The sequence below is a fragment of the Dinghuibacter silviterrae genome (assembly GCF_004366355.1).
Taxonomy (GTDB): Bacteria; Bacteroidota; Bacteroidia; order Chitinophagales; family Chitinophagaceae; genus Dinghuibacter; species Dinghuibacter silviterrae.
Genome location: NZ_SODV01000001.1, coordinates 66010 through 76510, shown reverse-complemented (window position 1 = coordinate 76510; position 10501 = coordinate 66010). Strand labels below are relative to the sequence as shown.

Below are 10501 nucleotides of genomic sequence, written 5' to 3'. Positions count from 1 at the left end.
GTATGAAAAAGAGCTGGTTTTTGGGTACGGCCTTGTTGTTGATGGGTTGTGCCCAGGGAGGACATGAAGACGCTGCGGTGGTTTCATCGATACCGGTCACCACCATGCACCGGGACACGGTGCAGCCGGAACTGGCGGTGCTGGGCACAGTGGCGTATGATACGCGACGGGTAAGTACGATGGCCGCCCGGGTGTCGGGCCGGATCGAAAGACTGTATGTGCATTACCGTTATCAGCATGTTCATGAAGGAGAGCGGATCATGGACCTGTATAGCCCGGAGCTGGAGACGGCGGAGCGGGACCTGTTGTTCCTGTTGAAAAATGATCCGCAGAATGGGGTGCTGATCGGCGCGGCGCGGCAACGGCTGTTGTTGTTGGGGGTAAGCGGGGAGCAACTGGCGGAGGTAGCGCGGACGGGGCGGCCTTCGGCAACGCTGGGTGTTTATAGTCCGTATACGGGTCATATCCACGAGGCGGGGAACACCATGCCCGACGCTCAGGCTACTGCCGGCGCGTCCGGTATGACAGAGGAACTGCCGGTAAAGGAGGGTATGTATGTGGAGAAGGGGCAGACGATTTTCCAGGTGTTTAACATGGACCGGAGCTGGGCGGTGCTACAAGTGTTTCCGGGGGACGGAGCGCTGGTGCGGAAGGGGGACAGGGTACAGGTGGTCCCGGAAACGGCGCCGGATAAGGGTTTTGAGGGTATGGTGGATGAAGTGCTGCCGTTGTATGGAAAGGCGGACAAGACGCTGACGGTACGGGTGTATTTTGACAATAGTGTTCGGGATATTCCTATCGGGAGCCAGGTGAAGGCGACGATCTGGCCGGGTACGGTGACGGGGAACTGGCTGCCTTCGTCGGCGGTGGTGTCCCTGGGAACGGACAGGGTCGTCTTTTTGAAGGGAGACAGTGGGTTCCGGGCACAGAAAGTGGTGCCGGGGATAACCTATAAAGACCAGGTGCAGGTGCTGTCGGGTCTGGGGGCTGCGGACCCGGTGGCGGAGAATGGGCAGTTTTTGGCGGACAGCGAAGATTTCATAAAAGTTAAAAAGTAAAGTATGCGGTATATTATTGTTCTGACGGCGGCCGCTTTGTTGTTTGGTGCGTGCCGGGAGGTGAAGAAAGAGGCAGTAGTCGTTCATTCGGACACGGTGTATACTTGCTCGATGCACCCACAGATCATGCAGGACCGTCCGGGGAAATGCCCCATTTGCGGAATGGAGTTGATACCGGTGAAGAAGTCGATGGACATGGGGGACGGATCGGTACAGTTGAGTGACCAGCAGATGCGGTTGGGCGGTGTCCGGCTGGATACGGTGGGGGGCTCGGTGATTGGGGACGGGATGGTGCTGACGGGAACGGTGACGGTGAACGAGACGGGAAGCACGGCGGTGAGTGCGCGGCTGGCGGGAAGGATCGAGCGGCTGTATGTCAAGACCACGGGAGAGGCGGTACACAAGGGACAGAAGTTATACGATCTGTACAGTGAGGAGCTGAACAATGCGGAGCAGGAGTACCTGCTGGCGCTGGAACGGCAGGAAACGCTGCACAGCAACGTGGTCGATTTGAAACAACTCATGGAAGCGGCCCGTAGTAAATTATTGTTGTGGGGGTTGAGTGAGGCACAGGTGGCGGAGCTCGCGCGGGTGCGGAAGCCGGAGCCGGTGACTTCTTTTTATAGTCCTTCGGAGGGCGTGGTCACGTCCGTGGAGGGGCATGAGGGAGATGAGGTGGCGGCTGGAACGGTGGTGGTCCGGCTGGTGGACTTATCGACCGTATGGGTGGAAGCGCAGGTCTATACTTCACAGTTGCCGGACATCGGCAAGGAGGCGCCGGTGGTGGTCCGGTTGCCCGAAGTGCCGGGCAGGGAATGGCCGGGGCGGATTTCGTTTATGAATCCGGAAGTGGACCCGGACGCCCGGATCAACGGGGTACGGATCGTGCTGAGGAATGGGGACGGCGTGTTAAAACCAGGGATGGCGGCAGAAGTAAGGGTAACGAACGGTGAACGGCATTCGCTGACGCTGCCGGAAACGGCGGTGATCCGCGGCGCGACGGGAAACCTGGTATGGGTGGCCGCAGGGCATAACCTGTTCCGGCCGGTGATGGTGGATACGGGCGTGGAAGAAGGGGACCGGGTCGAAATCCGGTCAGGGCTGACAGCAGGGGACGTAGTGGTAACGGAAGGCGCCTATTGGGTGAACAGCGCGTATGGGTTTATGCACGGGGGAGATGCGATGGCGGGGATGAAAATGTAATGTTACTGTGCAATACTGAGCAGCTCAACAATGCTGTCTCCCGGAGCGCATTGGCCGCAGTCGCTGATCTTGTTCCCTATGGACACAAGACAGCTGTCCTTTTCCCCCTTTTTCAGGTAAACCTGTTTCATGGCGATGTCAGGGCAGGTCGTGCCGTTACATTTGAAACAGAGGTTTTGGATGTCTTTTGAAATGTCGCACCTGTTGCTTCGAAGGACAAAGGTGCAGTAGGTGGTTTTTGTTTCGCATCCATTGAAAATGAATGCACAGCACCATACGGTACTTAAGAGCAAGGTCGTTTTGATGTTTTTCATCCTAATAGATTTAGGTGACCAGGTAAAATAAGTAACTTCCATGGAAATTGCAAGTCGCCATGATCAGAAGCTACCTCCTTATCGCCTGGAGAAACCTGGCCAAACAAAAGGTCCTTTCCTTTATCAACATATTCGGATTGTCCATAGGCGTGGCCTGCTTTAGCCTCTTTTTGCTGTATGCGCTGAATGAGTTCGGCTTCGATAGTTTCCACCGGAATGCCAAAAATATCTACCGGGCTTATGATGACAATGCGATCTATCATAAGCATTTGGCTGGAGGGAGCCTGTTTACGCCCATGCCCCTGGGACCTGCCATGAAGCAAGACCTGTCCGGGGTGGTGGATTACACCCGCTTCGTGCAGTCTTTTGAAACCTTCCTACACCAGGGAGACGTGGCCAAACGGGAGAATATCGCCTTCGCGGACCCTTCTTTTTTCCATATATTTTCATTCCACCTTAAGGAAGGGAACCCGGCTTCGGCACTGAACGGTCTGCACAGCCTGGTCGTAACGGAGGAAACGGCGAAACGCCTTTTCGGGAATGAGGATGCCATGGGCAAGACGATTCAGATGCAGGTCCTGGGGAATGCATTCGAGCCTTTTACGGTTACGGGCGTGGCGGAGGACATTCCGGCGAACTCGTCGATCTCGTTTAATATGCTGGCCAACTTCCAGGTGATCGAAACCACAGCGGAAGGCAAAGGAGATATCGGTAACTGGGATAGGAGTTCATTTCTGACGTTTGTACAATTGCAACCAGGAAGCAACCTGGCCTCCGATGAAAAACTGCTGACTGCATTCAGATTGAAGTATCTCCCTTACAAAGGCCATGCAAAGCCGGATTTTTTTGCGCTGGAGCCACTGACGGAAATGCATACGGATACGGGTTTTGGTTTCACTGCACGCTTTTTAAGAATCCCACCCGTCGACCCTTCCTTTATTTGGATCCTGCTAGGTATTGCGTCGGGGGTTCTTTTGATCTCTTGTATCAATTTCACCACGCTGTCCGTTGGCCGCAGCGCCCATCGGGCCCGGGAGGTGGGTGTTCGTAAAGCCATCGGCGGCAGGGTGGGGAATTTGCGTCGCCAATTTCTCACGGAGGCCTTCCTGATGACCCTGGTGGCGTTTGTGTTGGGCTATGCGCTTGCCTTCTTCCTGCTTCCCTTTTTCAATGACTATACCGGCAGGAACCTGAGTTTTTCCTTTGAGAGATATCCTGTATTGCCTTGGATGACTATTGGGCTGATCGGGGTAGTGACGGTACTCTCGGGCGGTTATCCCGCCTGGATGCTTTCCAGGTTCCGGGCGGTCGATGTATTGAAATCCAAGCTGCGCTTCGGAGGCGCCAATGGGTTCACCAAATCGCTGGTCACCCTACAGTTCGTACTATCTACAGGGTTGATCATCGGGGCTATGGTGATGGTGCAGCAAGTGCACTTTATGCAATCCAAGGACCCCGGGTTCGCCAAGGAAAACGTGGTGGTCATCGAGGCTAGGAACATACCGGGTATAAACAATATTTACGCACGCTTCAAACAGGGCCTGACAGCGTATCCTTCGATTGCCGGGACGGCAAGTGCGGACAATGGTCTGGGTGATCGCGAGGGGATCGCCATCCGGGGTTATGACTACGAGGACAAATCGTTTGAGTACCACCCATTTTTTGTCGACCCGGACTTTGTACCGGTATTGGGTATGCAGATCACGGCAGGAAGGAACCTGTCAGGGGCGTTCAGCGCCGACACGGTACACTCGGTCCTGATCAATGAAGCGATGGTCAAGGCCCTCGGCTGGACCCCCGCCACTGCCATCGGGCGGCAGTTAAAAAGCCTGCAAAGTGGTGATACCGCCGCACCGCCCACGGTGGTCGGCGTGGTGAAGGACTTTCACTTCCAGGCCATGGATCAAGCCATACAGCCCCAATTGTTCCATGCTTTTACCGGGGGAATGCCGTATCATTTTTTCGTCCGGATCCATCCCGGGGATCCGTCAAAGGCCTTGGCCGCCATCCAAACGGAATGGGACAAGGCGGCACCCGGGTATTCGCTCCGGTACACCTTCCTGGACGAGGACCTCGATCGCTATTATATCGCTGACGTCCGTCTGAGCCATATCATAGGCTGGGCAGGGGGTATATCCATCTTCCTGGCTTGCCTGGGACTTCTGGGACTGGCAATGCTTTCGGCCCTAAACCGGACCAAGGAAATCGGCATCCGGAAAGTCCTGGGTGCTTCGTTACAGGTCATCGTCGGTCTCATCTCCAGGGATTTTCTCCGTCTTGTCGCCCTGGCGTTTCTCATCGCCACCCCTTTGGCCTGGTATGTCATGCACCGCTGGCTGGAGGGGTATTATTACCGCATCCAATTGTCGTGGTGGGTATTCGCCCTGACAGGGGCAGGTATTCTTGGCGTCGCATGGATCACGGTTGCCCTCCAGGCATTCAAGGCGGCGAGGGCCAATCCTGTGAAAAGTTTGAGGGTCGAATAAATGCGTTCTCCGGAAAAAGAGCAGGAGCTGACCGGCTTGTCCGGCGTATTGGTGACAAAACTCGATGTGACGGACGAAACCTCCATCACTGCTGCCGTCAAAGCGGCGCTGGATGCCTTTGGTCAGATCGATGTGCTGGTCAACAATGCCGGATACGGGGCGCTGGGCGCCCTTGAAGCTGCATCCGACGAAGAGGTCCGCCGGCAACTGGAGGTCAACTTCTTTGGGTTGATAGCTGTTACCAAGGCCGTGCTGCCCTCGATGCGGGCGCACCGGACGGGTGCGATCGTCAATATTTCTTCCGTGGGCGGAAGGATCACCTTCCCTTTTTCCACCTTGTACCACGCCACAAAATTTGCGGTGGAAGGACTGACCGAGTCGCTCCAATACGAACTCAATCCCCTCGGTATCCGGACCAAGATCGTAGAGCCGGGTGGCTATAGGACCGAATTTGCGGGCAGGTCGCTGGCCCCCTTTGGTGCTGGGAACCTGGCCGACTACCAACAACCTTGGGCGCTCTTCACCACGAAACTTGCGGAATGGACTTTTTCCGAAAATATCCGGGAGGTCGCCGACGTGATCTACCAGGCGGCAACCGACGGGTCTGAGCAATTGCGATACCCGGTGGGACAAGACGCAGTGCAGCTATTGCAGGTGCGCCAACAGGTAGATGACGCCACTTTTAAAAAGGTGATCGTAGAGCAGACCGGTATAGCGTAAATTTATAGCATCATGGAGAAAGAATTGTTTGTCGAGGTGGAATCGATCGGGGATTTGCACGATTTTGTGCAATATCCCCGGCCGAAACATCCGCTTGTGAGCGTGATCGACCATACCGAGTTCTACGCCCGGCGGCCCAAAGAAGCCATCCGGTACCGGTTTGGATTTTATACCATTTCGGCCAAGAAATTTGACGGGCTGATGTATTATGGCAAAAGCCATTACGATTTCAAAGACGGATCATTGATCTTTACCGCACCCGGGCAGATCATCGGTGCCGGACCCGACATACAGGTGGACGAGGGTTGGGTTTTGCTCGTTCATCCCGACTTGCTGTATGGAACACCGCTCGGGAAAAGGATGCATGAGTACACCTTCTTTCACTACGAGGCCAACGAAGCGCTGCACATCTCCGATGAGGAGAATGCGTTGATCAAAGATTGTCTCCGGAAGATCGAGCGGGAATACCAGGGCACCATTGATAAGCATACCCAGGGACTGATCGTGAACAACATTGAATTGTTGTTGAATTACTGTAACCGTTTCTATGACCGGCAATTTTACACCCGCGCCCGTGTCAATACGGATATCGTGCAGCGGTTCGAATCGCTCCTAAAGGAGTACTTTGGCAAGTCCACGCTGATCGAAACGGGATTACCTCCCGTGACATACTTTTCCTCGAAACTACATCTATCGCCAACGTACTTGTCCGATTTGTTGCAGAAGGCAACGGGCAAGAGCACGCTCGAACACATCCACCTGGAATTGGTCGACCGGGCAAAGACGCTTTTGTGGGGTTCGGGACATTCGATCAGTGAGATTGCCTACGAACTGGGTTTTGAGCATCCCTCCCACTTCACAAAGATTTTCAAGGCGAAGACCGGGAAATCGCCCAGCGAGTACCGCGGGTTACAATAAATAGCTCCCGTCTTGTACGGTGGGGTAAATTTCCTCGTATGATTTGACAAGATTCATGGAGACGCGTCTGCATATATAGGAGCGGTCCAATTTAGAAGGATGATCGATCCCGGCCGCACCGATGAGCTCAACGAAACTCTCTATGGTATGCTTGTGGAAATTGGCCACACGTTGTTTTTTGTCCCCGACGACCAGGCCTTTCATGAGCATAGGGTCCTGCGTGGCCACCCCTGTCGGACAGGTGTTTTTGTTGCACTGGAGGGCCTGGATACAGCCAAGGGCAATCATCATGGCACGGGCGCTGTTGCAACTGTCTGCGCCCAGTGCGATGGCCCTTACCATGTGAAAGCCTGTGAGGATTTTCCCGGATGCGATCAGCCTTACGCGGTCGCGGATACCGAAACCGCGGAGACTGTTGTCTGCAAAGGCCAGGGCATCCAGCAGGGGCATCCCTACTGAATTCGAAAACTCGGGTGGCGCGGCGCCGGTGCCGCCTTCCCCCCCGTCAATGGTGATGAAATCCGGATAACTGTCCAGTTGTTTCATGGCCTTGCAAATGGCTATGAATTCGCTTTTGATCCCGATGCAGAGCTTGAATCCAACTGGTTTGCCGCCCGATAAAGCACGCAGCTTTTCAATAAAACCAATCAATTCCTCCGGAGTGGAGAAGGCGCTATGCGCTGGAGGTGAAAACACGGTAGTCCCGGCCGTCACCTGGCGAATAGCCGCGATTTCGGGGGTATTTTTTATCGCCGGCAGGATGCCTCCGTGTCCTGGTTTGGCGCCCTGGGATAATTTTATTTCGATCATCTTTACCACCGGCGATGTCGCATTGGCGGCAAATGCCTCCTCCGAGAATTTACCTTCCGGGGTTCGCGCCCCGAAATACCCCGTGCCGATCTGCCAAATAAGATCCCCACCCTGTTTCAGGTGATAAGGGCTGATCCCGCCTTCCCCGGTGTTGTGGGCAAACCCGCCAATTTTTGCGCCTCCGTTCAAGGCTTCAATGGCATTCTGGCTAAGCGAACCGAAGCTCATGGCCGAGACATTCAGTATGCTCATACTGTAGGGTTGCGTGCATTGATGCCCGCCGAAAGGAATTCGCGGGTGATGATCCAATTGTTGAAAGGCGATCGGCTGAAGAGAATGGGTCATCCATTCATAGCCTTCCTGGTACACATTAAGCTGGGTCCCAAAAGGCGTCGTGTCGATCTGCTGTTTGGCCCGCTGATAAATGACGGATCTGTCATTTCGGGTAATGGGCGTCCCGTCAATATCAGACTCAATAAAATATTGATATATCTCCGGGCGTATCTTTTCCAGCATATAACGAAGCCGGCCGACCAACGGGAAATTGCGTTTGATCGATTGCTTATGCTGCAACATGTCTTTCACGCCCATAAAAGCCAACGGTCCTACCAAGAGGAATGCCAGCAAAGCATAGGTCCAGTAAAATGACCACCAGAGGATAAGTGCGGTTACCAGTAACGTAACCAATATGAATGTTCTGCGCATAGTTTAGGCTAAAAATCCAGGAAGTCGTTTGAACGGCTCCCTGGACACTTGCGGTGAGGTGAGTAAATTATTTCTCACCATGATGCTCCGCATGAAGTTTCGCGGCATGCTTCGCATGATCTTCGGCGTGGAGATGATGGGCATGCGCGGCGTGTGCATGGTGGGCTCCCGCTTCATGGTCGCCGGCTTCATAGTGTTTTGCCGCTTCGTGATGATGTTCTGCGGCTTTCTCGCTATGCGAGGCGGCCTTCTTGTGGTGTTCTGCGTGTTCTTTTGACATAGGTGAGTTGTTTATACCAGGAAGGTAAATTTTTAGTTCGTTGGGGCGTATTAAATATACATTAAGTTAATTGATCGGCTGATATTCGAGGATAATAACGCCGTTATTGATCGTGCGGGAGTATTTAAGTTCGAATTTCTTTAATTCACGATGGTCATCGAATATGCGCAACCCACCGCCGATCGAGACGGGAAATACCATCAGCCGCAACTCGTCGACAAGGTCATGGTGAAGCAGACCTTTGACGAGCGTGGCGCTCCCATAGACGAGAATATCACCGCCATCGGACTTTTTCAGTGCCGGGACATCTTTGGTTATATCGCGGAGGATATGGCTGTTGTTCCAGTCCGCCTTTTGCAGGCTTCCGGATACGACATATTTCGGCATACGGTTGATGGGATCGGCGAATCCGGCGCCGGTTTGAGTGGGCCAGTATGCGGCGAAATTTTCGTACGTGGTTCTACCCAACAGCAAGGCATCCACGCTGGCAAGTTCGTCCACCTTGTACTTCCCGGTTTCCGGGTGGTTGAATTTGAACTGCCAGCCACCGTGGGGGTGAGGGGTTTCATTGCCGCCGGGGGCTTCGACGACACCGTCCAGGGTGGTGAATTCGGTGACGATGATTTTTCGCATGGGGGACATTTGAATTTGAAAGGTATTGCTTACCTTGACTATCTCCAAATGCATTTACGGGTATGGAAAAAGACTTCCAAAAAGGCGGCGGCGGCTTTGGGCGGTTGTACCAGGGGCTCGTTGACCATATTCTGAAAGGCAAGGGCGTCAGCCCGGAAGCGCAAAGGCGGGCGGCCTTTGACAATTCCAGCCTAATGGAGCCGCTGAAAACGCTGATCGACAAAGTGGCCAATGATGCCTATCGGATTTCGGATGGCGACGTGGATGCCGTGAAGCGATCCGGGAAAAGCGAGGACGAGATTTTTGAATTGGTGATTTGCGGGGCGGTGGGCCAGGCGTCACGGCAGTACAACAATGCCTTGTCTGCTTTACGCCAGGCGATCACAGATGAAACAGGAGGCCGTCATGCGTCTTGACATACTCAATAAAGGATATTCATTCGGCACCAAAGCGCTGTTTGCCGTTATCAAGGCGGTTTCGGGGTACCCGCTGCCGGATGCCGCCAAATTGGTGTTTTATCGTCCCGGTTATTATGGGGCGCCGGCGAAAAAGTTTACCCATGCGGCCATGCGGGGGCCGTCAGCATGGTCTGTTGGGGATAGGGAGCTGATGGCGGCGTATGTGTCGAGCTTGAACCGGTGTTCGTTCTGCATCAAGGCGCACGGTGCCGTTGCGGCCGGGGCATATAATGACCGGGCAAAGGTTGACGCGGTTCTTGCCGATCCGGCCACTGCTGCCATTGAGGAGCCGCTGCGGGCGACTTTGCTGTTGCTGGGAAAGCTGACGCGGGAGAATACGATCGCCGCGGACGACATCCGCGTAACCATGACTGCGGGGGTCTCGGCGTCGCAAATCGAGGACGCGCTGGCAGTGTGTTTCGCTTTCAACGTTACCAATCGGCTGGCAGATGCCTTTAGCTTTTTTGTGCCTTCTCCCGATGCCTTCGAGGCCGGGGCGAAGTACTTGCTTAAGCGGGGCTATCAATAGGCTTTCATTGTAAACTCTTATACAAGGATTCGATAAGCCCTGACTTATTCTTTTCCATTTGTTTTGCGAACGCCACAGCCTGTGGATGAACCTTATGGTATTTTTCACTCCAGCCAATCATTTCAACCAGTACGGGGATCAGGTCAATGCCTTTTGGTGTCAGTTTATAGAGGATCTTGGCCCGGCTTTCCGGGTGTTTTTGCCTGGAAATTATATTGGCGCATTCCAGCGTGGCGAGCCTGTCGGCCAGGATATTCGTGGCGATGCCTTCGCCTCCGTGTAGAAAGTCTCCATAGGTATTTTGCCCTTTGAACATCATGTCCCTGATGATCAAAAGCAAAATACAAGTAGGATGGTATATTTGTACTTGTAAAAGACAAGTAAATT

12 protein-coding genes are annotated in these 10501 nt (G+C 54.1%); 8 read left to right on the top strand and 4 right to left on the bottom strand.

What is annotated here, in order from left to right; genetic code table 11:
- The first annotated feature begins 2 nt into the window (after positions 1 to 2).
- Positions 3 to 1058, top strand: a complete 1056-nt coding sequence (locus EDB95_RS00400) for an efflux RND transporter periplasmic adaptor subunit (protein ID WP_162852436.1) — start codon at positions 3 to 5, stop codon at positions 1056 to 1058.
- A 3-nt stretch (positions 1059 to 1061) separates the two neighbouring features.
- Positions 1062 to 2261 (top strand): efflux RND transporter periplasmic adaptor subunit, encoded by a 1200-nt coding sequence (locus tag EDB95_RS00395; RefSeq protein WP_133989479.1) that lies wholly within the window; start codon positions 1062 to 1064, stop codon positions 2259 to 2261.
- A 2-nt stretch (positions 2262 to 2263) separates the two neighbouring features.
- Here EDB95_RS00395 and EDB95_RS00390 read toward each other — a convergent pair whose 3' ends face one another.
- Positions 2264 to 2575: a hypothetical protein gene (locus tag EDB95_RS00390; protein WP_133989477.1), complete on the bottom strand. Its 312-nt coding sequence runs from the start codon at positions 2573 to 2575 to the stop codon at positions 2264 to 2266.
- A 59-nt stretch (positions 2576 to 2634) separates the two neighbouring features.
- On the opposite strand from EDB95_RS00390, the gene EDB95_RS00385 reads away from it, so the two are divergent.
- From EDB95_RS00385 to EDB95_RS00375, 3 genes are read left to right on the top strand one after another with little or no spacing between them, the layout of a single operon-like run.
- Positions 2635 to 5061: an ABC transporter permease gene (locus EDB95_RS00385; RefSeq protein ID WP_133989475.1), complete on the top strand. Its 2427-nt coding sequence runs from the start codon at positions 2635 to 2637 to the stop codon at positions 5059 to 5061.
- On the top strand, positions 5062 to 5781 hold the full coding sequence (locus tag EDB95_RS00380; protein ID WP_133989473.1) for an SDR family oxidoreductase: 720 nt from the start codon (positions 5062 to 5064) through the stop codon (positions 5779 to 5781).
- Positions 5782 to 5793: 12 nt separating this feature from the next.
- Positions 5794 to 6699, top strand: coding sequence for a helix-turn-helix domain-containing protein (locus tag EDB95_RS00375; protein ID WP_133989471.1), 906 nt, complete (start codon positions 5794 to 5796; stop codon positions 6697 to 6699).
- Here the strand turns inward: EDB95_RS00375 and EDB95_RS00370 are convergent.
- Entirely contained in the window at positions 6691 to 8214 is a 1524-nt protein-coding gene (locus EDB95_RS00370; protein ID WP_133989469.1) for an FMN-binding glutamate synthase family protein, read from the bottom strand. The two genes, EDB95_RS00375 and EDB95_RS00370, sit on opposite strands and share 9 nt — an antisense overlap.
- Before the next feature lie 79 nt (positions 8215 to 8293).
- Here EDB95_RS00370 and EDB95_RS27190 point away from each other — a divergent pair, with 79 nt between their 5' ends.
- A complete protein-coding gene (locus tag EDB95_RS27190; protein WP_162852435.1) occupies positions 8294 to 8491 on the top strand; it encodes a hypothetical protein in 198 nt (65 codons plus the stop codon).
- A gap of 69 nt (positions 8492 to 8560) precedes the next feature.
- Here EDB95_RS27190 and EDB95_RS00360 read toward each other — a convergent pair whose 3' ends face one another.
- A complete protein-coding gene (locus EDB95_RS00360; protein ID WP_133989465.1) occupies positions 8561 to 9127 on the bottom strand; it encodes a dihydrofolate reductase family protein in 567 nt (188 codons plus the stop codon).
- Positions 9128 to 9189: 62 nt separating this feature from the next.
- Here EDB95_RS00360 and EDB95_RS00355 point away from each other — a divergent pair, with 62 nt between their 5' ends.
- Both EDB95_RS00355 and EDB95_RS00350 read left to right on the top strand, forming a co-directional pair.
- Positions 9190 to 9543: a hypothetical protein gene (locus tag EDB95_RS00355; protein ID WP_211352026.1), complete on the top strand. Its 354-nt coding sequence runs from the start codon at positions 9190 to 9192 to the stop codon at positions 9541 to 9543.
- On the top strand, positions 9533 to 10114 hold the full coding sequence (locus EDB95_RS00350) for a carboxymuconolactone decarboxylase family protein (protein WP_133989463.1): 582 nt from the start codon (positions 9533 to 9535) through the stop codon (positions 10112 to 10114). Before EDB95_RS00355 ends, EDB95_RS00350 begins: the two co-directional genes overlap by 11 nt.
- A 4-nt stretch (positions 10115 to 10118) precedes the next feature.
- On the opposite strand, the gene EDB95_RS00345 is transcribed toward EDB95_RS00350, so the two are convergent.
- A complete protein-coding gene (locus tag EDB95_RS00345) occupies positions 10119 to 10448 on the bottom strand; it encodes a winged helix-turn-helix transcriptional regulator (RefSeq protein WP_262710529.1) in 330 nt (109 codons plus the stop codon).
- Positions 10449 to 10501 lie beyond the last annotated feature (53 nt).

Coding starts and splice junctions, on each gene's coding strand:
- EDB95_RS00400 (WP_162852436.1), top strand. CDS start 3: ATGAAAAAGAGCTGGTTTTTGGGTACGGCCTTGTTGTTGATGGGTTGT.
- EDB95_RS00395 (WP_133989479.1), top strand. CDS start 1,062: ATGCGGTATATTATTGTTCTGACGGCGGCCGCTTTGTTGTTTGGTGCG.
- EDB95_RS00390 (WP_133989477.1), bottom strand. CDS start 2,575: ATGAAAAACATCAAAACGACCTTGCTCTTAAGTACCGTATGGTGCTGT.
- EDB95_RS00385 (WP_133989475.1), top strand. CDS start 2,635: ATGATCAGAAGCTACCTCCTTATCGCCTGGAGAAACCTGGCCAAACAA.
- EDB95_RS00380 (WP_133989473.1), top strand. CDS start 5,062: ATGCGTTCTCCGGAAAAAGAGCAGGAGCTGACCGGCTTGTCCGGCGTA.
- EDB95_RS00375 (WP_133989471.1), top strand. CDS start 5,794: ATGGAGAAAGAATTGTTTGTCGAGGTGGAATCGATCGGGGATTTGCAC.
- EDB95_RS00370 (WP_133989469.1), bottom strand. CDS start 8,214: ATGCGCAGAACATTCATATTGGTTACGTTACTGGTAACCGCACTTATC.
- EDB95_RS27190 (WP_162852435.1), top strand. CDS start 8,294: ATGATGCTCCGCATGAAGTTTCGCGGCATGCTTCGCATGATCTTCGGC.
- EDB95_RS00360 (WP_133989465.1), bottom strand. CDS start 9,127: ATGCGAAAAATCATCGTCACCGAATTCACCACCCTGGACGGTGTCGTC.
- EDB95_RS00355 (WP_211352026.1), top strand. CDS start 9,190: ATGGAAAAAGACTTCCAAAAAGGCGGCGGCGGCTTTGGGCGGTTGTAC.
- EDB95_RS00350 (WP_133989463.1), top strand. CDS start 9,533: ATGCGTCTTGACATACTCAATAAAGGATATTCATTCGGCACCAAAGCG.